Origin of the sequence: Nonomuraea sp. MTCD27, assembly GCF_041950495.1 — a bacterium.
In the GTDB taxonomy this organism is placed as follows: Bacteria; Actinomycetota; Actinomycetes; order Streptosporangiales; family Streptosporangiaceae; genus Nonomuraea.
In genome coordinates, this window is sequence record NZ_JBGNUW010000010.1 from 145,287 (window position 1) to 169,150 (window position 23,864).

Sequence of the window (23,864 nt, forward strand, 5' to 3'; positions counted from 1 at the left end):
ACCCCTGCCCTATCCGTACATACCTGGCGCCGTCGTCGTGTGGTCGTTCACGGCGTGGATGGCGCCCTTCTCGTCCCGCCACAGCCGCCAGCCGTCCTGGCTGCCCGTGAACCAGGGCGGCGGGGCCGTGGCCGGGGAGACCCGCTTGCCGGTGCCGAGGTCGTATTCGCAGATGGCGGCCGTGGAGTAGAAGCCCGGCGCCTGCCCGCGCAGCGGCAGCGGCTTGGGGTCTGTGACGCAGAAGGACCAGCCGCGCTCCTCCTCCACCGGCACGGCCTGGCCGGAGACGATGTCGAACGCCGTGCCCTTGGCGTTGTGCTTGAGGAAGCCCAGTTTGTCCATCCGGTCGGGGAAGGCCAGCCACCAGCCGGAGCCCGGCACCTCGGCGGCGGTGATCTGGCCGACCACGCGCCCGGTGCCCGAGTCGAGCCGGGCGAAGCCGCCGTAGGAGCCGTGGCGGTCGACCGGGCGTACGACCGGGGCGTAGCCGGGGTTGCCGCTCGGATAGACGCGTACGACCGAGGGCCGCATCCAGTTGATCGTCCCGTCGGCGATCTTCACGGAGAACAGCCCGAACGTGGAGACCTTCTTGGTCCGCGGGTTCGTGTAGGGGGCGACGTAGCCGACCAGGTCGTCGCCCGACGAGCCGAACGCCCACCCGCCCGACATGTCGATCCCCGGCCCGAGCGCCTGCTCGATCGGCTGCTGCCACTGGAGCTTGCCGGTCTTGAGCTCGTACGACTCCACCATGGGGTTGGCGGCCAGCCTGAGCAGCAGGACCCGGTTTTGGTCGGCCCACTCCACCTCGGAGATCCCGGGCAGCTTCCACAGCTGCTTCCCGGTGGCCGGATCGAGCACCACCATGCGCGCCTTGGCCAGCGCGGTGTGCTCGGACAGGCACACGTACGGGCCGCAGCGCTGCGGGCCGAACGTCGAGTGCACCGGCCTCGTCCACTTCTGCACCCCGGAGTGGGCGTCGCGGACGACGAGGGTGGCGTTCCAGGAGCCCTTCCTGACCGGGTCGAGCGCGGCGACCACGCTCTGCCCCCCGGCCGCCTGCACGATGGCGGGTGCGGAGACGCCCATGCCGGGCAGGCGGCCGGCCATCGTGGCCGGGTAGGCCCACAGCCGCCTGCCGTCGCGCAGGTTGACGGCGACGGTCTCGAGCGTGCCGTCGGGCCTCAAGGAGGTGGTGGCGACCACACCGCCGGCCACCGCCATCCGGCTGACGGCGTTGACTTGGGTGTTGTGCCAGGTCGGGAAGTTCGAGGTGGCCGCGTCGCTGCCGGAGCAGGCGGTGGCGGCGAGGGTTCCGGCGAGAGCGATGGACGGTTTCCAGAGGGGCCGGAGCACGGGCAATTCACTCCAAAGGGGACGAGGAGTGACGGCTTCGACTCGGAGGGTAACCGGCTGGGGGCGCGGTCTCGCCGAGCCGTCGGGGGTCATCGGAATGACCGTCAGGCGTCGTTGACGGGCTCGCCGAGCCTCCGGCGGAACAACGTCGCCCACTTCCCGTGCAGGCCCGTCGCCCGTCCGTCGACCCGGGTCGCGGTGACCTCGGTGCCGGACTCCTCCGCGGCCGTAGCCGCCGCGAGGTAGATCGGTTGCAGTGCTTCGCCGCGTGCGGGACGCGGCTCGGGCCAAAGCCCCAACGCAGCGCACACCGAAGGTAGCACCGCGTAAGCGGCCTGCGCGTAACCTCGGTCAGATGGATGGAAACGATCCGGTCCGAACATTTCTGTCGGATTTGTAGCGAACTCCGGGCCCAGGACGTCGGCGAACGCCACCGTACGGCCACCCGCGTCCACCACCGCCACCGTCTGCGCCGCGGCGAGCTGGCGGCTCCAGCGCCGCGTCACCCAGCGCAGCGGCTGCGCGATGGGCCGCACGGTGCCCAGATCGGGACAGGTGCCCACGACCACCTCGACCCCCGCGTCGCGCAGCCGGCGCACGGCCTTGGCCAGATGCCGCACGGCGATCGCGGGCGGCGTCTGGGTGATGATGTCGTTCGCCCCGACGAAGATGACCGCCAGGTCCGGCTCCATGGCCAGCGCCACGTCCACCTGCTGCGCCAGGTCGGCGGAGGGGGCGCCGGACTTGCCCGCGACCAGCAGGCGCACCTTGCGCTCCGCGACGGCGGCCAGGCCGTTGGCGAGCAGCACGCCGGGCGTGTGGGCGGGATCGGTCATGCCCAGGCCGACGGAGGTGGAGTCGCCGAGCATGGCCATCTTGAGCGGCTCGCCGGGGAAGTCGCCGTACACGCCGTCGGAGGGCGGCCCGTCCAGGCCGTGCGGACGTCCGATGACCTTGCGCGCGAGCAGCCCTTCGGCGATCAGCAGCCCGTACGCCGTGGCTCCCAGGGCCGTCAGCCCGCCACCACCGAGCGCCGCTGCCGTAGCAATCTTCCGTGCCGCCCGCGCCATGCCAGCTGCCCAGACCACGTAGGTGCCCTCCCTAGTCGAACTCGGCGGTAGCGTTTGCTTGAAAGTAGCCGAGGGCCTGCCACCCCCACTGGATCTCGGCCATTGGCAAGCTGATCAAGCTTTGGCAAAGAAGGTGAACACCTCGGTGCGCGTTTACGATTCCCTGGTCGACCTGATGGGGAACACTCCGCTGGTCCGGCTGCACAAAGTCAATGCGGGAGTCCCCGCCCAGGTGCTCGCCAAGGTCGAGTACTTCAACCCGGGAGGCTCGGTCAAGGACCGCATCGCGGTCCGCATGATCGAGGCCGCCGAGAAGTCGGGCGCGCTGCGCCCCGGCGGCGTGATCGTGGAGCCGACCTCCGGCAACACCGGTGTGGGGCTGGCCATCGTGGCCCAGCAGAAGGGATACCGGTGCCTGTTCGTGGTGCCGGACAAGGTGGCCCAGGACAAGATCGCGGTGCTGCGGGCGTACGGCGCCGAGGTGGTCGTCTGCCCGACCGCCGTCTCGCCCGACCACCCCGACTCCTACTACTCGGTCTCCGACCGGCTGGCGCGCGAGGTGCCCAACGCCTGGAAGCCCGACCAATACTCCAACCCCAACAACCCCGACTCCCACTACCACTCGACCGGCCCCGAGGTGTGGGAGCACACCGACGGCAGGGTGACGCACTTCGTCGCGGGCATCGGCACCGGGGGCACGATCAGCGGCGCCGGGCGCTACCTGAAGGAGGTCTCCGGCGGGCGGGTGAAGATCATCGGGGCCGACCCCGAGGGCTCGGTCTACTCCGGCGGGTCCGGGCGCCCCTACCTGGTGGAGGGCGTGGGCGAGGACATCTGGCCGGTCACGTACGACACGCAGATCTGCGACGAGATCATCGCGGTGTCCGACAAGGAGTCCTTCAACATGACCCGCCGGCTCGCCCGCGAGGAGGGGCTGCTGGTCGGCGGCTCCTGCGGCATGGCCGTGGTCGCGGCGCTGCGGGTGGCGGCCACGGCGGCGCCCGACGACGTGGTGGTCGTGCTGCTGCCGGACGGCGGCCGCGGCTACCTGTCGAAGATCTTCAACGACGACTGGATGGCCGACTACGGGTTCCTGACCACCTCCTCCGACGAGGGGCTGGTCGGTGACGTGCTGGCGCGCAAGAGGCCGGGGCTGCCGGAGTTCGTGCACGCGCACCCCCACGAGTCGGTCGGCACGGCCATCGCGATCATGCGCGAATACTCGGTGTCCCAGCTCCCGGTGATGAAGGAGGAGCCGCCGGTCATGGCGGCCGAGGTGGTCGGCTCCATCGTCGAGCGCGATCTCCTCGAAGCCCTCTACCACGGCAGGCTCTCCTCCGACGACCCGATCGCCGATCACATGTCGGCGCCGCTACCCACGATCGGCAGTGGTGAACCTGTGGCGCGTGCGGTTGAAGCGCTGGAGAAGGCCGATGCGGCGGTTGTGCTGGAAGACGGCAAGCCCTCCGGGCTGATCACCCGGCAGGACCTGCTCGCCTTCCTGGCCAACCACTAGGGCTTTCTGATCGACTCGATCACGGTGCCGAGGCCCTCGCCGCCGCGGCCCTCGGCGTCGGCGCGCTCGAACAGCCGCTGCAGCGCCTTCGGCACCGTGGTCTCCACCCCCGCCTCCTCCAGCGCCTCCACGGCGTGGGCGAGGCCGACGGCCTGCATGTGCAGGGAGTTCAGCTCGCCCGGATAGACCCCCGCCTCGAACTCCTCGGCCAGGTGCCTGGCGAAGCCCATCGCCCCGTCGCCGCCGAGCGAGATGAACGACTCCTGTGCGAACGGCAGGAACTCCTTCGGCTCCACCCCGGCCGTGCGCAGCAGCGCCATCGCGTGCATGTAGCTCGTCAGGCTGGACCAGAAGATCAGCAGCTGCGCCTGGTAGTACAGCATCGCCAGCCCCTCGTCGGCCCCCACGTAGGTGACCTCGCTGAGCGCCTCCAGCGTCGCCTTGTGCCGGTCGAGTGCGTCCTTCGGGCCGCTGTAGAACGTGTACGCCCCCGGCTCCCCGATCCCCGGCGGCGGCACCATAATGCCCGCCGTGATCAGGGTGCCCCCGCGCTCCGCCACCCGGCGGGCCGCCTCGCGCAGCTCGTTCGGGGTGCCCGAGCTGAGGTTGACCACCACCTTCCCGTCCAGCCTGGCGTCGCCGAGGCTGTCGTACATCGCCTGGTAGCTGATCTGGCTGAGAACCAGCAGCTCGCCGTCCGCGGCCGTCGCCGCCCGCCTGGCGCCCTTGGCCACCAGCGGGTCGGCCTTGCTCGCCGTACGGTTCCAGACCGCCACCTCGTGGCCCGCGGCCAGGAACGTCTCCGCCATTTTCGACCCCATCGGGCCGAGCCCCACAACTGTCACTTCGCTCATGCCCCCACCATCGGGCAGGCCGCTACGGAAACACTTCGGGTCCGCCACGGGTTGGCTATGACGTGGTGCGTTTCGGGGTGCTCGGGCCGTTGCAGGTCCGGTCGGATGACGGCTCGCCTCTCACCGTGGCCGAGGCCAAGGTGCGGGCGCTGCTGGCCGACCTGCTCGCGCACGGGGGCGGGCCGGTCTCGGCCGACCGGCTCATCGACGACCTGTGGGGCGGGCGGCCCACCCGCAACCCGCTGGGCACCCTCCAGGCCCGCGTCTCCCAGCTCCGCCGCTCGCTCGGTGACCCGGCCTCGGTCGTGCTCGGCCCGGCGGGGTACCGGCTGGCGGACCACTCCTCCGACGCCGACCGCTTCCGCGCGCTCGTGGACCGGCGCTCGGAGGACCCCGCCACGCGGGCGGCCGAGCTGGAGGAGGCCCTCGCGCTGTGGCGGGGGCCGGCCTACGCCGACTTCGCCGACGCGGACTTCGTCCGAGCCGAGGCCGCCCGCCTGGAGGAGACGCGCCTGGTGGCCCTGGAGGAACAGGCCGAGGTACGCCTGGAACTGGGCGACCCCGTGGAGCTCGGCGCCCTGGTGGCCCGGCACCCGCTGCGCGAGCGGCTCGTGGCCGCCCACATGAGGGCGCTGTACCGGGGCGGGCGGCAGGGCGAGGCGCTGGCCGCGTACGGGGAGCTGCGGGAGCGGCTGCGGGAGGAGCTGGGGGTAGACCCGTCGCCCGAGCTGGTGGCGCTCCACCAGGCGATCCTGCGGCAGGACCCGGGCCTGTCGGCCCCGCCCCGCACGAACCTGCCCGCGCCTCTCACCGAGCTGGTCGGGCGGGCGGCGGAGCTGGCCGAGGTCCAGGAGCTGCTGGCCACGTCCCGGCTGGTGACGCTGACGGGGCCGGGCGGCGTCGGCAAGACGCGGCTCGCCCTGTCCGTCGCGCGCGACGCCGCCGAGCCGGACGGGGTCTGGCTGGTCGAGCTGGCCGGGGCGGTCGATCCGGCCGAGGCGGTGGCCGCCGTGCTCGGGGTGCGCGACGACGCCGCCGCGCCGCTGCCGTCCAGGCTGGCCGGGGTGCTGGCGGGCAGGCGGGTGCTGCTGGTGCTCGACAACTGCGAGCACCTGGTGGGCGCGGCGGCCGAGCTGGTGTCGGGCCTGCTGCGGGCCGCTCCGGGGCTGCGCGTGCTGGCCACCAGCCACGAGCCGCTGGGGGTGACGGGCGAGCACGTACGCGTGGTGCCGCCGCTGCCGGAGGCCGAGGCCGTACGGCTGTTCACGGCCCGGGCGAACGTCGGGGCGAGCCCGGCGGTGGCCACCATCTGCCGGCGGCTGGACGGCATCCCGCTGGCCCTGGAGCTGGCCGCCACGCGCGTTCGGGCGCTCGGAGTGCAGGAGCTGGCGGACCGGCTGGACGACCGGTTCCGGCTGCTCAACGCCGGGATGCGGGACGCGCCCGCCCGGCAGCGCACGCTCCGGGCGATGATCGACTGGAGCTGGGAGCTGCTGACCGGCGCCGAACGGGTGGTGCTGCGGCGGCTGGCCGTGCCCGCCGACGGGTGCACGCTGGAGGCCGCCGAGGAGATCTGTGCCGAGCCCGGCGTGGACGTGCTGGACACGCTGGCCAGGCTGGTGGATCGGTCGCTGGTGGTGCGCGTGGCGGGACCCCGGTTCCGGCTGCTGGAGTCCGTGGGGGCGTACTGCGTGGAGCGGTTGCGGGAGGCGGGGGAGCACGACCTGATCCGGGAACGCCACGCTCGCTACTACACCGCGCTGGCCGAGCGGGCGGACCTGCGGGGGGCGGGGCAGCGGGAGTGGCTCTCGCGGCTCGACGCGGAGAGCGCCAACCTGCGTCTCGCGCTGGCCGGCGCGGAGGCGTTGCGGCTGGTCAACGCGCTGGCCTGGTACTGGATTCTGCGCGGGCGGCTCCGGGAGGCACGGCGGGCCCTGTCGGCGGCGTTGAGCGGGGCCGCCGGATCCCCTTCGGGGGCGGTCGCCGCGCGGGCGTCGGTCTGGCTGGCCGGGGTCGAGCTGCTGATCGGGGAGGCGGCCTCGCCCGTGCGGCGGGGCGAGCTCGACCGCGCCGGGGCGGCGCTGGCCGACTGGCTGCTGAGCCACGTGCGCTGGGCGTACGGGGACCGGCAGGCGCACGAGGCGGCGGCGAACCGGGCGCTGGCGGCGTACGAGGCGCTGGGGGACCGGTGGGGGGTCGCGGCGGCCCTGTGCCTGCGGGCCAAGCTCGCCGTCGGGCGCGGCGACCTGGCGGGGATGGAGCGCGACGGGGAGCGGGGGCTGGCACTGTTCAGGGAGCTGGGTGACGCGTGGGGGCAGATCGAGGCCATGGACGTGCTCGACCGGGCGGCCGAGATCCGGGGGGACTATCCGCGGGTCGCGCGGCTGCGGGAAGAAGGGCTGCGGCTGGCGGAGGAGCTGGGGTTCGAGGTGTCGTTCAAGCTGGCCGGGCTGGGGCGGATCGCGTTGCTGGCGGGGGACTACGCGGGGGCCGACGACTACCACGAGCGGGCCCGGGTGCTGGCGGTGGAGCAGTCGTACAAGTCGGCGGAGGAGAACGCCCTGCTGGGGCTGGCCATGAGCGCGCGGCGGAGGGGGTGGTACGCGGAGGCGGAGGCGTACCTGCTGCCCGTGCTGGACTGGCTGCGGCAGGTGCGGGGGACGCCCGGGGTCGCGTTCATCATGGCCGAGCTGGGGTTCGCGGCCGAGCAGCGGGGCGACGCGGAGGCGGCGCTCGACCGGCATCGCGAGGGTTACGTGGCCGCGCGGGCCACCGGGGACCCGCGGGCGATCGCGCTGGCCCTGGAGGGGCTGGCCGGGGCCCTGTCGCTCTCCGACGCGGAGGAGGCGGCGGGGTTGCTCGGGGCGGCGACGGCCATCAGGCGGTCGGTGGGGGCGCCGCTGCCGGCGGGTGAGCGGCTGGACGTGGACCGGATCCTCGGGCGGCTGCGCGCCGCGCTCGGCGACGAGGCACTCGGGCGGGCGCTGGCCTCGGGGGAAAGGGCTCTGGCGTCAGGGGAACGGGTTTTTGCGTCAGGGGAACGAGCCCTGGCGTCAGAGGAGCGGGCCCCGGCCGTACGGGAGCTCGGTCCAGGCGAGCGGGAGCTCGGCTCAGGGGAGCGGGAATTCGGCGACCACTTCCCAGGCGCCCTCGGGGGACGGGCCCGCGTAGAGCCTGCCGCCCAGCGCCTCCACCCGCTCGGCCATCCCGACCAGCCCGAACCCGCCGCCGAGGCGGGACACCCGCGGGTCTGAGCCGGACCCGAAGTTGCGGACGCGCAGCACCACGAACCGCTCGTGGCGCCGCAGGTCCGCCTCCACCCAGGCGGTGCGGGTGGCGTGCTTGCGTACGTTCGTCAGGGCCTCTTGGAGCACCCGGTGCAGGGTCGTCATGACCTCCGGCGGCAGCGTACGGTCGTCCAGCCCCGGCCCGATCTCGAACGCCACCCTGGGCCCGTCCGACGAGAACCGGTCGGTCAGCATCCGCAGGTCGGCCAGCGTGACGCCCGGCTTGCGATTCGCGTCGTCCGCGGCGCGTAGCACCGTGACCATGCGCCGCATGGACGTCAGCGCCTCCGACCCCGCCGTCGCGATCGCGTCCAGCGCCGGCGCCACCGCCTCCGGGCGGGTCTCCGCGACCGTCCGCGCGGCCTGGGCCTGGACCACGATGCCCGTGATGTGGTGGGCGACCAGATCGTGGAGCTCGCGGGCCAGCTCCAGGCGTTCGGCCCGGCGTACCGAGTGGACCGCCTCCGTACGGCGCTCCTGCTGGAAGCGCAGGTAGCCGCCGACTCCGGCGGCCGTCGACCAGCCGGCGAACAGGATGAACGAGAACACCAGCCCCGCGTTCTGGTAGTCGCGCCCGCTCGCCTCCGACATCAGCACGATCAGCGCCACGCACGCCAGCACGGCCGCCCGGCGCACCGGCTCGACGTGCCGCAGCACCCCGATGAGCAGGATGAGCAGCGAGCCCGTCTCCGTCATGCCGGGCACGCCGTCGAGCCCGGTGCCCCCGATCGCCAGCGACGTGCCCAACGACAGGGCCAGCATGACGACGAAGCCCTCCAGCCGGTACCGGCGCCGCAGCACCACGGCCGTCATGCCGGCCGCGCCGCAGACGGGCACCAGCCACTGGAAGGTCCCGACGTCGTAGGCGATCACGAGGTCGACCAGCAGCATCGTGCCCAGCCAGCCGAGTACCGCGATCTCGCTGAGCCGGCGGAGCCAGTACACGACGCGTTTCGAGTCCCCCACGCCCCGAGCCTAGGCCGGAAGTCGGACAAGTCGTATCAACCGTTTGGCCGAGGGGGCTCGCCGGAGACCAGCCCTTCAGTGGAGGCGGCGGGCGGGGGGCTTCGCCGATGCTGGATATGTCGGAAGGGGACAGGGAAATGGTTGCCATCGGGTTCGTGCTGCTGGGTGTCGGACTGGTCGTCGGGGTGCTGCTCGCGCTCGCCGACCCCGTGCTGCTCTCCCGCATCAACGGGGAGCGCGCGGAGGGCGGTCGCGGACGGTTCATCAAGGCGGACGTCGTACGGCTCTCGCCCCGGTCAGGCGAGGACCGGCCCGAACCCAAGGCGGCCTGACGACCCGGCTCGCGCGGGCATGGTGCGCGAGCCCGAACGGGGAGCCGTTGGGGACGGTGCCCCCGTGAGCGGCCCGCGATCCGGTGGGGACCGGATCGCGGGCCGTCTTCGTACGGGTCTTCCGTTAACGTGGCCTGTATGAGCAACGGTTTTGAGACCCTGGCCATCCACGCAGGTCAGGAGCCCGACCCGCTGACCGGCGCGGTCGTGCCGCCGATCTACGCCACGTCCACGTACAAGCAGGACGGCGTGGGCGGCCTGCGGTCCGGATATGAGTACAGTCGCTCGGCCAACCCCACCAGGACCGCGCTCGAATCCGCGCTGGCCGCCGTGGAGGGCGGGGCGCGGGGGCTGGCGTTCGCGTCGGGGCTGGCCGCCGAGGACACCCTGCTGCGTACGGTGTGCAAGCCGCAGGACCACGTGATCATCCCGAACGACGCCTACGGCGGCACCTACCGGCTGTTCGCCAAGGTGCACCAGCGGTGGGATCTCCACTACGACCCCGTGCCGCTGCACGACCTCGACGCCGTGGCCGCGGCGATGACGCAGAAGACCAAGGTGGTCTGGGTCGAGACGCCCACCAACCCGCTGCTCGGCATCGCCGACATCGCCGCCCTGGCCCAGCTCGCCCACGACAACGGGTCGCTGCTGGTGGTGGACAACACGTTCGCCTCGCCCTACCTGCAGCAGCCCCTCAGCCTGGGGGCGGACGTCGTCGTGCACTCGACCACCAAATACGTGGGCGGGCACTCCGACGTGGTCGGCGGTGCGCTGGTGGCCGGCGACGCCGGGCTGGGCGATGAGCTGGCCTACCACCAGAACGCGATGGGGGCGGTGGCCGGGCCGTTCGACGCGTGGCTGACGCTGCGCGGGCTCAAGACGCTCGGCGTACGCATGGACCGCCACTGCGACAACGCCGAACGCGTCGTGGACCTGCTGCTCGCCCACCCGCGCGTGACCGAGGTGCTCTACCCCGGGCTGGCCGAGCATCCCGGCCACGAGGTGGCGGCCAAGCAGATGCGGCGGTTCGGGGGCATGGTGTCGTTCCGCGTCGCCGGGGGCGAGGCGGAGGCCGTCGCGGTGTGCGACCGGGCCAAGCTGTTCACGCTGGGGGAGTCGCTCGGGGGCGTCGAGTCGCTCATCGAGCACCCGGGCCGGATGACGCACGCCTCGGCGGCCGGGTCGCCGCTGGAGGTGCCGTCCGACCTGGTGCGGCTGTCGGTGGGCATCGAGACCATCGACGACCTGCTCACCGACCTCACCCAGGCGCTCGGCTGACTCCGGGGGGTCCCTGGCCGGCCGATACCTGGTCGGCCGGGGTCGCGCCGACCAGGCATGGGCTCATTCGGGAACCACCATCAGGAACAGAATCACCAGCCAGATCACCGACAGCAGCCCGCTGATGGCGGCGATCCGACCGTTCTGCACCTTCGCATCGTCGTCCGCGCTCTCGCTCGAGAGTGCATGGACGGCGGTGCGCAGGTCGCGGTCGATGATGACGAGCAGCACGGCGGCCACGATGAACAGCGTCATGGACGCCGTCATGTACCACTTGCCGAGCAGCCCGCCGCCCAGTGTCACGCCGAGCACCAGCCCGAACACGAACACACCCAGGCTGCCGAGGCTGTAGATCCTCGTCGTACGCTGGATGAACTGCAGAGCGGGCACGTTCTTGTTGCGGATGACGCGCGGCGCGGCCATCGTCGCGGCGGTGACCGGGCCGATCGTGAAGATCGCGAATCCGATGTGCAGCCAGAGAAGCAGGGACGACATGCCGGAGAGACTAGTCCCCGGCGATCTCGCTGGGGGACTCGACACTCTCTTTGCTCTCTGCGGAGCAGCGCATGCACAGCTCCGTGGCCGCCACCGCGACGACCATCAGCACAATGAGGAGAACCATGGCAATCATGGGTGCCCCTCCTTCCCCGTCTAGGACGTAAATATCGTCCGTAATGACTAGACGGCTGTGCAACGGAATAAGTTCGCCGCGGGTATGGTTGCTTGTCGTCGCTTTTTCCTTACCGATTGGGCACAAGGGGGTGCCGTCCGTGGCCATCAGGCACGTCGAGCCGTATACCGACGAGTGGCTGCAGCAGCCGTACAGCTACGTGCAGCAAGTCGTCGACCTGCTCGGACCCGAGGTCGTGGACTGGTGGGAGGGTCCGTGCGACCCCCGTGACGCCACCCTCAAGCTCTCCGACGGCACCGCGCTGGTGTGGGACGAGGAGAGCGGCTGGCGCCTCGGAGCCTTCGTCTCGGGCGGGCGCGGCCGGCACACGGAGCTGTCGGGCGTCCGCTACCTGGGCCACGGCCTGCTGCCGAAGCCGGAGCGCGTACCGTCGGCGCTGAGCGACGCGAGGGCGGGCGTGGGCGCGAGCTCGGCCTGGCGCCCCTGCTACCGCTCCCACCGCAACTGCCGTGACGGCTTCGACGTCGCGCTCGACTTCTACTCCCGCCTCATAGAGGCCTGAACCCGGGACAACCGTCTCGAATCCCCGGCCAATCGCATGGGCCTCCGCCGCTGACGCGCTCCGCGCGAGACCGGCTCCGGGCTCCCCTTACGGGGGAGCCGAACCCCGAGCCTGGGCCGGGGGCCGCATGATGGGCCCTTCCCGGCTGGGGACTGCAGGGCGCACGTCACGTGTGCGACGAGGGGCGCGGAGGAGAGCGATCAGCCGGTCCCGACCGACGCGCGATGAGGAGGCTGGGCGGTCACCGCGGGGTCAGTGGAGCACCAGCAGGATGTGCTCGTCCTCGCCGTGCTTGATCGTCCCCGACCGCTCGAACCCGTGCTTCTCCAGGAGCCGTACGGACGCGGTGTTCGCGTGGAAGGGATCGGCGTACAGCGGCCGGGTCTGCTCCTTGCCGAGGAAGAGCTCCATCGCCCGGGTGCCGACGCCCCGGCCCCAGAACGCCCGCCCGAACCAGTAGCCGATGAAGCGCCGGTCCTCCTCCCACCAGGCCACCAGGTTGCCCGCCAGGGCGCCGTCCACCACGACGGCCTGCACGAAGACGGTCGGGTCGCCGAGGACACGGGTCTTCCAGTGGCGCAGGAACGCCTCCCGCTCCCGGGGAGCGAATCTCGACCGCCGCACCGCCTCCGGGTCGTGCTCCTGCTCCAGGAACACCTCGAGGTCGGCCTCCACGACATCCCGCAACCGCACGTCATCGCTCATGCCGAGAGAGTTTGGCAGGCGGCACCGACAATTCGTGCGCGGGAGTGGTCAGCCGCCGCCGCGCGGTCTGTGGCGTCAGCGGGAGCGGCGCAGGCGGAGGAAGTCGCTGACGACGTACTCGCCCAGCCGGTCCGCGCTCGGCGAGAAGACGCGCCCGCCGTTCCTGCGGGCCACCTCGTCCACGAACTCCTTCAGCCGGTCGTCGGCCGCCAGCATGAAGATGTTGATCGTGGCGCGGCGGCGGGTCATCTTGTCCACCTCGGCCAGCGTGAGCTCCAGGGTCTCGTGGGAGGGCGGCCACTCGAACGCCGACTGCCCGTTGCGCATCAGGTGCGCCGTGGGCTCGCCGTCCGTGACCACCAGCACCACCGGCTCGAAGTCGGGGTGGCGATCGAGGTGGCGGCCGGCGATCAGGAGGGCATGGTGCAGGTTGGTGCCCTGGACCATGTCCCAGTCGAGGCCCGCCAGCTCGTCCGGCTGCAGCACCCTGGCGTAGTTGGAGAAGCCGATGATCTGCACGGCGTCCTGCGGGAACTTCGAGGCCACCAGAGCCTGCAGGGCCAGGGCCGTCTGCTTGGCGGCGGCCCAGGTGCCGCGCAGGGCCATCGAGTAGGACAGGTCCACCAGGAGGCAGACGGCCGCGGCGCTGCGCCGCTCGGTCTCGGCCACCTCGAAGTCGTCCACCGACAGCCGCACCCCGACCCGGTCGCCGAGCGCGACGCCGCCGCTGCGCACGCCGTTGACCAGCGTGCGCACGACGTCGATCGGCTGCTCGTCGCCGAAGCGCCAGGGGCGCGACGAGCCCGTCAGCTCGCCGGCCGAGCCCGCGTCGTGCTGCTCGTGGTCGCCGCGGCGGCCCGCGTCGAGCGAGGAGAACACCCGGCGCAGCGCGGTCTCGCCCAGGCGGCGTACGGCCTTGGGGGTGAGCTCCAGCTTGCCGCGGCGGCGCAGGAGGTAGCCCTGCTCCTCCAGCTCCCGCTCGATCCGCTTGAGCGCCTCCAGGTCGTCGACCGCCGAGCGGCCGAGCGCACGGCGTACGGCGGCCTCGTCGATGTCGTCGAGCCGCGCGCCCGGGTAGTCCTGGCGCAGGGCGGTCTCCAGCTGGGTCAGGTCGGCCAGCTCCTCCAGCGCCGTCACCGCGTCGCCCATGCCGAGCGGCTCCTCGCCGGTGAGGCGTTCGGGGGCGTTCCAGGCCAGGTCGGGACGGCGGGCGTAGAGGGCCTCGCCCAGGCGGCGCATCTGGTCGGACAGGCCGGCCTGGTCGAGCGTCTGGTTCATGAGGTTGGACAGCTCCTCGCGCTGGCGCGGGGTCATCGAGGCGAGCATGCGCTGCGTGGCGGCGGCGCGGCGGGCCAGGATGTCGACGAGCTCGTCCAGGTTGCGGGGCTTCTCGGGAAACAGATCGCCATATTTCGCCATGAAGGCGTCAAAGTCCGCCTGGGTGTGCTCGCCTCGGGAGTCCTTGTCGAGCATGTCGTTCAGGTCCGACATCATCTGGCGGACGCGTTCGAGGGCCTCGGGGTCGGGGTTGGCGAGCGCGTCGCGCAGGCCCTTGAACTGGCTGTCCAGGACCTCCCGGCGCAGCAGGTCGCGCAGCTCCTCGAAGGTCTGGCGGGCCGCCGCCGAGCGCCAGTCGTACGTGCTCAGCTCCTGGATCGCGCTGGCGGTGTCCTCCGGCAGGCCGTCGAGCCCGGCCTCCCGCAGCCGCGCGTCGTCCGACGGGTCGGGGAACAGCTCGGCCCGCTCCTGCCCGATCGCCTTGTCCAGCAGCGCCCTGGCCCGCTCCAGCGTGCCGTCCAGGCGCCCGCGCTCGCGCAGGTCACGGCGGCGCCTGCGCACCTCCCTGAGCATGTCGTCGAGCCCGCGGCGCTCCTGCGCGCCGGGCAGGCCGCGCTTGAGCAGGTCACGCAGGGCGTGGACCGGCGTCGAGCCCGACAGGATGGCATCGCCCATCTCGTCGAGCGCCGCGCGTACGTCATAGGGAGGGGCCAGGGGGTCGGGGCCGTCGTGGAATTCGCCATAGCGGAAGGCCATCACGAAACCACGCTAACCCGAGAAATGCCTTCATGTGTGGACATGGAATTTCAGGCGTCGCCGAAGACCTCCCACACCTGGTCCAGGGAGTCCACGCCCGGCGTGTAGTCGATCTTCACGAGGACGGGGTACCGGGCGCCCTTGAGCGCCTTCGTCAGGTCCGTCCACGTGCACTGCTTCTTGCCGAGACCGTTGCGGTCCGCGTTGACCGGCCGGCCCGTCAGCCAGCCGTCGCCGCACCGGGCGGTGGTGCGGTAGAAGACCGTCGAGTACGAGTAGCCCAGCTTGATCTTCTTTCCGCCGGTCGCGAACACGACGGTCGTGTCGTTGACGCGCTTCAGCGTGCCCGTGGCCGAGCGCCCGCCGGGCCAGTCGGCGACCAGGATCTCGTTGACCCTGGTGGCCTTGCCGCCCCGGTGTTCGACGCGCACCGGCACGGGCCCGCGCCCCAGCGACGCGCGCAGGTGGGCGGGTGCGCAGGCGGTGCGGCCCAGGCCCTTGGCGTCCAGGGCGACCTGGCCCTCGGTCTCCTTCAGGTCGCACGCGACCGTGACCCGTGCGTACGCGGCCCCGGTGTAGTCGAGCCGCAGCTCCTTGGCCCCGGACAGGGTTTTGAGCCGGTGGAGCACGTTGCCCTGCCGGGTGAGGCGGGTGGCCGTCTTCGGCACGATCCGGAGGTGCCCCTTGCCGTCGGACCAGGCGTACCCGTACGCGGAACTGGCGGCCTGGGCGGGGGCGGTGAAGGCGCTCAGGGCGAGGGCGGCGGCGGTGGCACAGACTAGCGGGCGCATGGGCGGTCTCCCCCGACGGAGTGATGAACTACTCACTATGACGCGGGAGACCGCCGACATGTTCACGTCCGGTAGACGGTCACTCCATCAAGGTCTTCCTTGGACAGGCGCCGCATGAGGTAAAGACCCTCCAGCGCGAACTCCAGAGCGGCGGCGGCGTGCCCCGGCGACTCCTCGCCCGCGCCCATGCCCAGCCGCGACATGACCTTGGCCAGGCCCGTGACGGGACCGATGCGGTGCAGCAGCTCCCCTGCGGGCACCAGATCGCCGGACTCCACCTGGTTGCCCTCGGCGAACTTGTCGGTCACCGGAGACAGGTCCATGCCGCCCAACCGGCTCCTGAACGTCTCCGCCGTCGCCCGCCGCAGCAGGTGGGCGAGGATGTCGGTCTCCCGGCCCTCCTCGCTGACCTCGAACTCCACCTTGCCCCGCAGGCTGTGCACGACGCAGGCCAGGTCCACCACGCGCGTCACCGCCTGCTCCTCGCCCGTGATCGCCGCCCGGCGCACGGCGGAGGCGGCGGCGGTCTCGGCCGCGGCGATCGAGAAGCGCGCCGACACGCCGGAACGGGCGTCCACGGCGGTCGACTCGCGGACCAGCCGGGTGAAGCGGGCGATCACCTCGATCAGGTGCTCGGGGACGTCGGCCCCGATGTCCGGCACGGACTCCTGGCGGATGAGCGTGAGCTCGTCCTCGACGGTCTGCGGGTAGTGGGTGCGGATCTCGGCGCCGAAGCGGTCCTTCAGCGGCGTGATGATCCGGCCCCTGTTGGTGTAGTCCTCGGGGTTGGCGCTGGCGATGAGCAGGATGTCGAGCGGCAGCCGCAGGTTGTAGCCGCGCACCTGGATGTCGCGCTCCTCCAGCACGTTGAGCAGCGACACCTGGATCCGCTCGGCCAGGTCGGGCAGCTCGTTGACCGAGAAGACGCCGCGGTTGGTGCGCGGGACCAGGCCGTAGTGGACCGTCTCGGGGTCGCCCAGCGTGCGCCCTTCGGCGATCTTGATGGGGTCGACGTCGCCGATCAGGTCGCCCACGGAGGTGTCGGGCGTGGCCAGCTTCTCGCCGTAGCGCGAGTCGCGGTGCTTCCACGCCACCGGCAGCTCGTCGCCCAGCTCCCGCGCCAGGGTCTGGCAGCGCGTGCACGCCGGCGCGTACGGATGGTCGTTGATCTCGCAGCCCTCGACCACCGGCGTCCATTCGTCGAGCAGGCCGGTGACCGTGCGGATGAGCCGGGTCTTGCCCTGGCCGCGCTCGCCGAGGAGGACCAGGTCGTGCCCGGCGAGCAGGGCCCGCTCCAGGTGTGGCAGGACGGTGTCGTCGAAGCCGACGATGCCGGGGAAGCGGGGCTCGCCCGACCGCAGCCTGGCCAGCAGGTTTTCCCGGACCTCGGCTTTGACGGTGCGATGAACGTGGCCGCTCTCTCGCAACTCGCGGAGAATACGTGGCTGATGCACGGGAACGAGACTACGTCCCCCGCGAGGAATGTGGCAGAGACTTTCGCATCTGGCGGAGATTTCGGATCTTGACTATTGCGTGACGGTTCGTGCGCGTGCTTGTCCCTTTAGTGGGGAGAATCGGGCCTAGGGAACTTGGACATGTCGAGGGAGGCGAGATCCGTGGCCGTGTTGACAAGCCGCTTCGCCGACGGCCTCGCCGTGGGTTCCGACCTGGTGGAGGCCGCGGAGAACGCCGTCGGCCAGGCACTGTCGAGGCTCAGCGGCCAAGCCGACTTGGTCTGCTTCTTCATTTGCGGGGACGATCCCGAGGACGTCGCGCGGGCCGGTGAGGCCGCGATGAAACTCGCGCCCGAGGCACACGTGATCGGATGCAGCGCCACTGGAGTGATCGGCGACGGGCAGGGAGTGGAGCTGACGCCCGCCGTGAGCGCCTGGGCGGCGACCCTGGACGGGGCGCGGCTGACCACGTTCGCGCTGGAGACGCTGACGGCCGAGGACAGGTTCGTGGTGGTCGGGCTGCCCGAGCGGGGCGGGGACGACCATGTGGCGATCCTGCTGGCCGATCCGTACACCTTTCCGACCGACGCCTTCGTCGAGCGCTCGGTCGACGTGCTGGGCGACCTGCCGCTGATCGGCGGGCTGGCGAACGGGTTGCAGGGGCGGGGCTCCGTACGGCTGTTCGCCGACGGCGAGATCTACACCGAGGGCGCGATCGGCGTGCTGCTCAGCGGGCCGGTCAAGATCAGCACCGTGGTCAGCCAGGGCTGCCGCCCGATCGGCCCGAGCATGGTGGTCACCGCGTCGGAGGACAACCTGCTGCTGGAGCTGGCCGGCCAGCCGGCGCTGGCCCGGCTGGAGGACATCGTCAGCGACCTGGACGAGGACGACCGCGAGCTGGTCGCCTCGGGCCTGCAGATCGGGCTGGCCATGGACGAGTACGCCGAGCGCCACGAACGCGGCGACTTCCTCATCCGCGGCGTCATCGGCATCGACCCCGAACGCGAGGCCGTGGCCATCGGCGACATCGTGGAGGTCGGCAGGACCGTACGCTTCCAGGTGCGCGACGCCGCCACCGCCGACGAGGACCTGTACGACCTGCTCGACGCCCACCGCGAGGAGCTGGGCAAGGTGGACGGGGCGCTGCTGTTCTCCTGCAACGGGCGGGGCTCGGCCATGTTCGGCACCGCCGACCACGACCCGGTCGCCCTGCGCGACACGCTGGGGCCCATCGGCGTGGCGGGCTTCTTCGCGGCCGGCGAGGTCGGTCCCGTCGCGGGCCACAACCACGTGCACGGGTTCACGGCCTCCGTCCTGGTCTTCTCCAGCGCCACCGCCGGCCCATGACCCCGTGCGGTGCGGCGGGCCGCCCGTGATCCTCGCGATCGACGTCGGTGGCACCAAGATGGCCGCCGGCCTGGTCGGCCGCGACGGCACGGTGACCCGGTCCAGGCGGGTCGCGACCCCGCAGGGCGCGGACGCCGAGACTCTCTGGCGGACCCTCATGGACCTCGTCGAGCCCCTGGCGCAGGGCGCCGAGGGGGTGGGGGTGGGCTGCGGCGGACCCATGACCTGGCCGGAAGGGGAGGTCTCGCCGCTGAACATCCCGGGCTGGCGCGACTTCCCGCTGCGCGCCCGGCTGGCGGCGCTGTTCCCCGGTTTACCGGTACGCCTCCACAACGACGCGATCTGCCTGGCCGTGGCCGAGCACTGGAAGGGCGCCGGGCAGGGCAGCGACGACATGCTCGGCATGGTGGTGTCCACGGGCGTGGGCGGCGGGCTGATCCTGAACGGGCGGCTGGTCAACGGCAGGACGGGCAACGCCGGGCACATCGGGCACGTGGTGGTCGAGCCGGAGGGCGGCCCCCGCTGCGGCTGCGGCGGCCACGGCTGCCTGGAGGCCGTCGCCAGAGGCCCGGCCCTGGCCGCCTGGGCCCTTGACCAGGGCTGGGTGCCCAGCGGCGGCACCGCCCCGACCCATGCTCCCGGCGGCGGCACCGCCCCGACCCATGCTCCCGGCGGAGTCACCGCCGCGCCCCATGCTCCCGGCGGCGGCGAGACGGTCCACCGCCCTGGGACCGTGAGCGGGCCCACGAGAGCCGATGAGGCCGTGGGTGCCGTGACGGGTGCCGTGACGGGTGACGCGACGTACCGGGAGGACCGCGGGGTGACGGCGCGGGGGCTGGCGGCGGACGCGCTGGCCGGGGACCCGGTCGCGGTGCGGGCGATGCGCCGGGCCGGGCGGGCCCTGGGCGTCGCGATCGCCTCCGCCACCCACCTGTGCGACCTGGACCTGGTCACCGTCGGCGGCGGGCTCTCCCAGGCCGGGGAGCCGCTCTTCGGCCCGCTGGAGGAGGCGCTGCGGGAGCACGCCCGGATGGGGTTCGCCCGCCGCGTCAAGGTCATGCCCGCCGCCCTCGGCCAGGAGGCGGGCCTGGTCGGCGCCGCCGCCCTGCTCCTGGCCGGGGACCGCTACTGGGACGACTGCCGGGACGACGCACCGCGTACATGACGCGGTGCATGACGGGGCACATGACGGGGCATATGACAGGCCCGGCGGCCCCCGCTGCTCGGGAGGGACCGCCGGGCCCGGGAACGGCGCGTCAGCCGTTCTGTGTGTTCAGGCTCGGCCCCTGCTCCTCCGTACCGGAGTCGAGGCCGGGCCCGTCGTCCTTCCGCTCGTTGGTGCCACCGGACCCGGGAGGAGGCGCCGGCAGCGTGGTGGTCTCGCACGGCGCGACCGCACCCTTGACGACCTCCAGCGCCGTCGCGAACGGCGGCTGGTCGTCTCCTTCCTTGCTCTTTGAGACGGCCAGGACCAGCGTCGAGCCGGCCGGCACCTGCCCCTTCTCGATCTTGAAGGCGATCCCGTCGCCGTCCCTGCCGATGCTCGTCGCGAACTGCCCCTGACCGCCCCCACGCTCCCCGCGCGGCTGCTTGCAGGTCTGCCCCTCAGGCAGGTAGTCCACCACCGCCCGCACCCCGGCGTCGGCCAGCTCGGCCTCCAGCCCGTCGGGGTCGCTGAACGAGTGGATCCGCACGCTGACCCCGCCGTCGGAGCCCGTGGTCACCGCGTACGCCGGGCTGCCGGTGAGCCCGGTCAGCACCGCCACCGCCGTGGCGGCCGCCGCGACCCCCGCCACCGCGGCGGACAACCCCACGAGGCGCCGCCGGGAGCGCCGAACCGGTGTCACAGTGGTCATCCTGTCCTCCGCCGTCCTCGTCGTGATCTCATCCTTGAGTGCACTGAGAAGGCGATCTTCGAAGTTGCTCATGTCTGTCCTTCCAGGTACACGGCCGATGGCGAAGCGACGCTCTCAAGGGCACGTCTGGCCCGGTGCAATCTGACCCGTGCGGTCACCTGCCTGATGCCCAGGGCCGCGGCGGCTTCCGTGACGGTGAGCTGGTCGATCGCGACGAGTTCCAGAACCGCGCGCTCGCCCTCCGGCAGGCCCTCCATGGCCTCCAGAGCGCTGCGCATCCGGCGCTCGGCGTCGATCCGCTCCTCCATCCGGGCGAGATCGTCGTCGTCCATCAGCCGGCGGCCGGCGACGCGGCCGGCCGCCCGCGCCTCCCGTGCCGCCTTGCGATACTGGGCCGACACGACGTTGCGCGCGACGCCGTACAGCCACGCGATCTCGCTGCCCCGTCCGGGCACGTACGTGTCCGCGGAGTCGAGCACCGCCAGAAAGATGTCCGCCGTCAGGTCCGCTGCCAGGTGAGGATCGCTCACCCGGCGCACCACGAACCTCATGACGGCATCGACGTGGCGGCGATAGAAGGCCTCAAAGGCCGCGGGGTCCTCATGGAGGCGCACTGGCCTCGCTCCCTTCGTCGTTCGCCCTTACACCTGTTCTTGGACCGAGCGACGAAAAGCGTTTCCGGGCGGGGTCAGGCGGGGCGTCTGGGCTGGAAGAGCCAGGCGTCGAAGAGCCCGTTGAGGTCCTTGCCGGACAACCGCTCGGCGAGGTCGACGAACTGCTCCGTCGTGACGTGACCGTAGCGGTGCTCGGCAGCCCACGTCCTGAGCAGGGTGAAGAACGTGGCGTCGCCGATGGCCTTGCGCAGGGCGTGCAGGGTCATGCCGCCGCGCGTGTAGACCGACTGGTTGAACAGGTCGTCGGGCTTCGCGCGCCCCGGGGGATATTTCCACATCGGGTCGTCGGCGGGGCGCTGGTGGAAGTCCCTGAAGAACGACTCCGCGGTCTTCTTGCCCTTGTGCTCGGACCACAGCCACTCGGCGTAGGTGGCGAAGCCCTCGTTGAGCCAGAGGTCCTTCCACCGCCGGATGGTCAGGCTGTTGCCGAACCACTGGTGGGCCAGCTCGTGCGCGATGATCGTCTCACCGGGGTCGAAACCGCCGTAAAGGGGCTTGGTCTGGTTTTCCAGCGCGTAGCCGGCGGAATAGTCGTCCACCACGCCGCCCGTCGAGGAGAACGGGTAGGGGCCGAAGACCGTGGACCAGTAGTCGGTGATCTCGGCCGAGGCGGTGTAGAGGTCGTTGAGCGAGGCCTTGAACTTGGGGTCGGCGGCGGCCAGGTTGGCGATGCCGGCCGCCGTGTTGCCCTGGCGCAGCTCGAACTTGCCCAGCGTGGCCGTGGCGAGGTAGGTCGCCATCGGGTGGCGCTCGCGCCACCGGTAGGTGGTCTTGCCGCCGGAGGTGGTGGGCTGCCCGGCCGGCTCGCCGTTGGCCAGGGCGGTCACGCCGGCGGGCACGGTGATCGTGAAGTCGAACGTGGCCTTGTCGGAGGGGTGGTCGTTGTTGGGGAACCAGGTCTTGGAGCCGTTGGGCTCGGAGGCCACGAAGGCGCCGTCGGAGGTCGGGATGAAGCCGTAGGTGCCCAGGTTGGCGTTGTTCGTGGCCGGCTTGGGCAGGCCGGAGTAGGTGACCTTGACGGTGAAGGGGGTGTTGCCGTCGATCGCCTGTGGCGGCCGCACGGTCAGCTCGTCGCCCTGCCGGGTGAACGTGGCGGGGGAGCCGTCGACGGAGACCTCGCGCACGGTGAGCCCGGCGAGGTCGAGGTTGAAGCTGGTCAGCTCCTGGGTGGCGCCGGCGTGGATGGTGGTCACGCCCTCCAGGCGCTTGGTGGTGGGGGTGTAGTCGATGGCCAGGTCGTAGTGGGAGACGTCGTAGCCGCCGTTGCCGTCGGTCGGGAAGTCGGGGTCGCCGATGCCGGGCGCGCCCGCGCGGTGGTCGGCGGGCAGGTGGTGCCCGGTGGGCGGTGGCTCGTCGGCGGGAGAGCAGGCGAGCACGCTGATGAGCGTCGCGAGCATGGCCACCCCGCGTCTGTCGAAACGCATCGGCGAACGAGCCCCCTTCAGATCGTGACCAGAATATTACGCTGGGTCAGGCGTTCACGACGACCGTCCGTGCGGCCTTGTCGTGCAGGGCCTGTTTACGGGGGTCGAAGAGGATCCAGCCGAGATCCAGCAGGGGTCCGACGCAGCAGAGCCATTCGAGCAAGGTCGCCACGGCCTGCCGGACCGCCGCCTGCCCCACGCCTATCCTCCCGCCGTGCTCCTGCACGACACGCATGCCGAACAACTTCTTGCCCAGCGTCTGACCATTCCAGAAGGCGTGCAGGAGCCAGAAGTACAGGAAGGCCACGAGGCTGGCCACGAAGGTGTGCTCCACCGGATAGCGGTCCCAGGCACCCCTGCTCTCGTCCCAGACGTAGTCCCAGCTCGTCCAGGTGAACGGGGCGGAGGCGATGTTGATGATGAGCCAGTCGAGGACGCCGGCGAACAGTCGCCGCCAGCGTCCCGCCAGCCCCGGCGGCGACAATCCCATGATTTCTGGATGACCGCCACAAAGTCGGGACAAACTAAAGGTTGCCCCTGCGTTCCTGCTCGCGCTCGATGGCCTCGAACAGCGCCTTGAAGTTGCCCTTGCCGAATCCGAGCGAGCCGTGCCGCTCGATGAGCTCGAAGAAGACCGTGGGCCTGTCCTGCACCGGCTGGGTGAAGATCTGCAGCAGGTAGCCGTCCTCGTCGCGGTCCACGAGGATCTTGCGCCTCTTCAGCTCCTCGATCGGCACGCGCACCTGCCCGATGCGCCCGCGCAGCTCGGGGTCGTCATAGTACGAGTCCGGCGTGTCCAGGAACTGGACCCCGGCCGCCCGCATGTGGTCCACCGTGGTCAGGATGTCGTTGGTGGCCAGCGCGATGTGCTGCACGCCCGGGCCGCCGTAGAACTCGAGGTACTCGTCGATCTGCGACTTCTTGCGGCTGACGGCCGGCTCGTTGAGCGGGAACTTGACCTTGCGCGTGCCGTCGGCCACGACCTTGGACATCAGCGCCGAGTACTCGGTGGCGATGTCGTCGCCGACGAACTCCGCCATGTTCGTGAAGCCCATGACGTTGCGGTAGAAGTCCACCCACTCGTCCATCTTGCCGAGCTCGACGTTGCCGACGCAGTGGTCGACGGCCTGGAACAGCCGCCCGTGCTTGGTCGCGGGCGGCGCCACCAGCGGCTCGGCGGGGGCGTAGCCCGGCAGGTAGGGCCCGCCGTAGTTGGACCTGTCGACCAGCGTGTGCCGGGTCTCGCCGTACGTGGCGATGGCCGCGAGCACCACCTTGCCGTGCTCGTCCTCCACCGTGTACGGCTCCACCAGCCCCTTCGCCCCGTGGGCGACCGCGTAGGCGTAGCCCCCCTCCACGTCGGGCACCTCGATGGCCAGGTCCACGACCCCGTCACCGTGCTCGGCCACGTGCCGCGCCAGGTCCGTGCCCGGGCGGATCGAGGCCCGGAACTCGAACGTGGCGCTGCCCGAGGTCAGCACGTACGCGGCCACGTCCGGGCTGCCGTTCTCCGGGCCCCGGTAGGCGACCAGCCGCATCCCGAAGGCGGTCGAGTAGTAGTGAGCAGCCTGCTTGGCGTTGCCCACGGCGAACACCACGGCGTGCATGCCATTGACCGGAAAGACATCACTCATACCGCCAACTCTCGATTTATCTGGACGAGTTGCGCAAGAGTTACCTCAATGAGTGCACAATCTGCCTAGTCTCCCGGCGAATCGTCCGGTAGATCT

General features: G+C 71.6%; 21 protein-coding genes and 1 pseudogene. 7 read left to right on the forward strand and 15 right to left on the reverse strand.

Annotated features, from left to right (window positions below; translation table 11 throughout):
* Positions 1-9: 9 nt before the first annotated feature.
* Together ACBJ59_RS28490 and ACBJ59_RS28495 are read right to left on the reverse strand one after the other, a co-directional pair.
* On the reverse strand, positions 10-1,353 hold the full coding sequence (locus ACBJ59_RS28490) for a hypothetical protein (protein ID WP_375113305.1): 1,344 nt from the start codon (positions 1,351-1,353) through the stop codon (positions 10-12).
* Between the two features lie 104 nt (positions 1,354-1,457).
* Positions 1,458-2,441, reverse strand: a complete 984-nt coding sequence (locus ACBJ59_RS28495) for an SGNH/GDSL hydrolase family protein (protein WP_364138115.1) — start codon at positions 2,439-2,441, stop codon at positions 1,458-1,460.
* A 127-nt stretch (positions 2,442-2,568) separates the two neighbouring features.
* Between ACBJ59_RS28495 and ACBJ59_RS28500 the strand changes: the two genes are divergently transcribed.
* On the forward strand, positions 2,569-3,939 hold the full coding sequence (locus ACBJ59_RS28500; protein WP_375113306.1) for a cystathionine beta-synthase: 1,371 nt from the start codon (positions 2,569-2,571) through the stop codon (positions 3,937-3,939).
* On the opposite strand, the gene ACBJ59_RS28505 is transcribed toward ACBJ59_RS28500, so the two are convergent.
* Positions 3,936-4,793: an NAD(P)-dependent oxidoreductase gene (locus ACBJ59_RS28505; protein WP_375113307.1), complete on the reverse strand. Its 858-nt coding sequence runs from the start codon at positions 4,791-4,793 to the stop codon at positions 3,936-3,938. The genes ACBJ59_RS28500 and ACBJ59_RS28505 overlap by 4 nt on opposite strands.
* Before the next feature lie 62 nt (positions 4,794-4,855).
* Here ACBJ59_RS28505 and ACBJ59_RS28510 point away from each other — a divergent pair, with 62 nt between their 5' ends.
* A complete protein-coding gene (locus ACBJ59_RS28510; RefSeq protein ID WP_375113308.1) occupies positions 4,856-8,047 on the forward strand; it encodes a BTAD domain-containing putative transcriptional regulator in 3,192 nt (1,063 codons plus the stop codon).
* On the opposite strand, the pseudogene ACBJ59_RS28515 reads toward ACBJ59_RS28510, so the two are convergent.
* Positions 7,970-8,971 (reverse strand): annotated as a pseudogene (locus tag ACBJ59_RS28515) (sensor histidine kinase); the annotation flags it as partial. The gene ACBJ59_RS28510 and the pseudogene ACBJ59_RS28515 sit on opposite strands and share 78 nt — an antisense overlap.
* Before the next feature lie 212 nt (positions 8,972-9,183).
* Between ACBJ59_RS28515 and ACBJ59_RS28520 the strand changes: the two are divergent.
* Complete coding sequence (locus ACBJ59_RS28520) at positions 9,184-9,378, forward strand: hypothetical protein (protein WP_364138104.1); 195 nt, start codon at positions 9,184-9,186, stop codon at positions 9,376-9,378.
* Positions 9,379-9,516: 138 nt separating this feature from the next.
* The gene (locus ACBJ59_RS28525) at positions 9,517-10,656 is read left to right on the forward strand and encodes a cystathionine gamma-synthase (RefSeq protein ID WP_375113309.1); all 1,140 of its coding nucleotides are present in this window, start codon (positions 9,517-9,519) and stop codon (positions 10,654-10,656) included.
* Positions 10,657-10,719: 63 nt separating this feature from the next.
* Here ACBJ59_RS28525 and ACBJ59_RS28530 read toward each other — a convergent pair whose 3' ends face one another.
* Together ACBJ59_RS28530 and ACBJ59_RS28535 are read right to left on the reverse strand one after the other, a co-directional pair.
* Entirely contained in the window at positions 10,720-11,151 is a 432-nt protein-coding gene (locus ACBJ59_RS28530) for a hypothetical protein (RefSeq protein WP_375113310.1), read from the reverse strand.
* Positions 11,152-11,161: 10 nt separating this feature from the next.
* Positions 11,162-11,287 carry a hypothetical protein gene (locus ACBJ59_RS28535; RefSeq protein ID WP_375113311.1) on the reverse strand — a complete coding sequence of 42 codons (126 nt, stop codon included), beginning with the start codon at positions 11,285-11,287 and terminating at the stop codon, positions 11,162-11,164.
* Positions 11,288-11,426: 139 nt separating this feature from the next.
* Here ACBJ59_RS28535 and ACBJ59_RS28540 point away from each other — a divergent pair, with 139 nt between their 5' ends.
* The gene (locus tag ACBJ59_RS28540; protein ID WP_364119062.1) at positions 11,427-11,849 is read left to right on the forward strand and encodes a DUF6292 family protein; all 423 of its coding nucleotides are present in this window, start codon (positions 11,427-11,429) and stop codon (positions 11,847-11,849) included.
* Between the two features lie 252 nt (positions 11,850-12,101).
* On the opposite strand, the gene ACBJ59_RS28545 is transcribed toward ACBJ59_RS28540, so the two are convergent.
* The 4 genes from ACBJ59_RS28545 to ACBJ59_RS28560 form a co-directional block, all read right to left on the reverse strand.
* Positions 12,102-12,554 carry a GNAT family N-acetyltransferase gene (locus tag ACBJ59_RS28545; protein WP_375113312.1) on the reverse strand — a complete coding sequence of 151 codons (453 nt, stop codon included), beginning with the start codon at positions 12,552-12,554 and terminating at the stop codon, positions 12,102-12,104.
* Between the two features lie 75 nt (positions 12,555-12,629).
* A complete protein-coding gene (locus tag ACBJ59_RS28550) occupies positions 12,630-14,588 on the reverse strand; it encodes a VWA domain-containing protein (RefSeq protein WP_375113505.1) in 1,959 nt (652 codons plus the stop codon).
* 50 nt (positions 14,589-14,638) lie between these two features.
* Positions 14,639-15,379, reverse strand: coding sequence for a hypothetical protein (locus ACBJ59_RS28555; protein WP_375113313.1), 741 nt, complete (start codon positions 15,377-15,379; stop codon positions 14,639-14,641).
* A 62-nt stretch (positions 15,380-15,441) separates the two neighbouring features.
* Complete coding sequence (locus ACBJ59_RS28560) at positions 15,442-16,833, reverse strand: sigma 54-interacting transcriptional regulator (protein ID WP_375113314.1); 1,392 nt, start codon at positions 16,831-16,833, stop codon at positions 15,442-15,444.
* Between the two features lie 171 nt (positions 16,834-17,004).
* Here ACBJ59_RS28560 and ACBJ59_RS28565 point away from each other — a divergent pair, with 171 nt between their 5' ends.
* Positions 17,005-18,180 (forward strand): FIST N-terminal domain-containing protein, encoded by a 1,176-nt coding sequence (locus tag ACBJ59_RS28565; protein WP_375113506.1) that lies wholly within the window; start codon positions 17,005-17,007, stop codon positions 18,178-18,180.
* 25 nt (positions 18,181-18,205) lie between these two features.
* Positions 18,206-19,345 carry an ROK family protein gene (locus ACBJ59_RS28570; RefSeq protein ID WP_375113315.1) on the forward strand — a complete coding sequence of 380 codons (1,140 nt, stop codon included), beginning with the start codon at positions 18,206-18,208 and terminating at the stop codon, positions 19,343-19,345.
* A 91-nt stretch (positions 19,346-19,436) separates the two neighbouring features.
* Here ACBJ59_RS28570 and ACBJ59_RS28575 read toward each other — a convergent pair whose 3' ends face one another.
* The 5 genes from ACBJ59_RS28575 to hppD all read right to left on the reverse strand — a co-directional run bounded on the left by ACBJ59_RS28575 (position 19,437) and on the right by hppD (position 23,768).
* A complete protein-coding gene (locus tag ACBJ59_RS28575) occupies positions 19,437-20,036 on the reverse strand; it encodes a hypothetical protein (RefSeq protein ID WP_375113316.1) in 600 nt (199 codons plus the stop codon).
* Positions 20,037-20,104: 68 nt separating this feature from the next.
* Entirely contained in the window at positions 20,105-20,650 is a 546-nt protein-coding gene (locus ACBJ59_RS28580; protein ID WP_364119047.1) for an RNA polymerase sigma factor, read from the reverse strand.
* A gap of 74 nt (positions 20,651-20,724) precedes the next feature.
* Positions 20,725-22,134, reverse strand: coding sequence for a M1 family metallopeptidase (locus ACBJ59_RS28585; protein ID WP_375113317.1), 1,410 nt, complete (start codon positions 22,132-22,134; stop codon positions 20,725-20,727).
* A gap of 46 nt (positions 22,135-22,180) precedes the next feature.
* Positions 22,181-22,624 carry an RDD family protein gene (locus ACBJ59_RS28590; RefSeq protein ID WP_375113318.1) on the reverse strand — a complete coding sequence of 148 codons (444 nt, stop codon included), beginning with the start codon at positions 22,622-22,624 and terminating at the stop codon, positions 22,181-22,183.
* A gap of 34 nt (positions 22,625-22,658) precedes the next feature.
* Positions 22,659-23,768: a 4-hydroxyphenylpyruvate dioxygenase gene (gene hppD / locus ACBJ59_RS28595; protein ID WP_375113319.1), complete on the reverse strand. Its 1,110-nt coding sequence runs from the start codon at positions 23,766-23,768 to the stop codon at positions 22,659-22,661.
* Between the last annotated feature and the right edge of the window lie 96 nt (positions 23,769-23,864).

What these genes read in the sequence shown, in the direction of transcription:
- ACBJ59_RS28505 (WP_375113307.1), bottom strand. Translation starts at nt 4,793, where the DNA reads ATGAGCGAAGTGACAGTTGTGGGGCTCGGCCCGATGGGGTCGAAAATG.
- ACBJ59_RS28520 (WP_364138104.1), top strand. Translation starts at nt 9,184, where the DNA reads ATGGTTGCCATCGGGTTCGTGCTGCTGGGTGTCGGACTGGTCGTCGGG.
- ACBJ59_RS28525 (WP_375113309.1), top strand. Translation starts at nt 9,517, where the DNA reads ATGAGCAACGGTTTTGAGACCCTGGCCATCCACGCAGGTCAGGAGCCC.
- ACBJ59_RS28530 (WP_375113310.1), bottom strand. Translation starts at nt 11,151, where the DNA reads ATGTCGTCCCTGCTTCTCTGGCTGCACATCGGATTCGCGATCTTCACG.
- ACBJ59_RS28535 (WP_375113311.1), bottom strand. Translation starts at nt 11,287, where the DNA reads ATGATTGCCATGGTTCTCCTCATTGTGCTGATGGTCGTCGCGGTGGCG.
- ACBJ59_RS28545 (WP_375113312.1), bottom strand. Translation starts at nt 12,554, where the DNA reads ATGAGCGATGACGTGCGGTTGCGGGATGTCGTGGAGGCCGACCTCGAG.
- ACBJ59_RS28550 (WP_375113505.1), bottom strand. Translation starts at nt 14,588, where the DNA reads ATGGCCTTCCGCTATGGCGAATTCCACGACGGCCCCGACCCCCTGGCC.
- ACBJ59_RS28555 (WP_375113313.1), bottom strand. Translation starts at nt 15,379, where the DNA reads ATGCGCCCGCTAGTCTGTGCCACCGCCGCCGCCCTCGCCCTGAGCGCC.
- ACBJ59_RS28575 (WP_375113316.1), bottom strand. Translation starts at nt 20,036, where the DNA reads ATGACCACTGTGACACCGGTTCGGCGCTCCCGGCGGCGCCTCGTGGGG.
- ACBJ59_RS28585 (WP_375113317.1), bottom strand. Translation starts at nt 22,134, where the DNA reads ATGCGTTTCGACAGACGCGGGGTGGCCATGCTCGCGACGCTCATCAGC.
- ACBJ59_RS28590 (WP_375113318.1), bottom strand. Translation starts at nt 22,624, where the DNA reads ATGGGATTGTCGCCGCCGGGGCTGGCGGGACGCTGGCGGCGACTGTTC.
- hppD (WP_375113319.1), bottom strand. Translation starts at nt 23,768, where the DNA reads ATGAGTGATGTCTTTCCGGTCAATGGCATGCACGCCGTGGTGTTCGCC.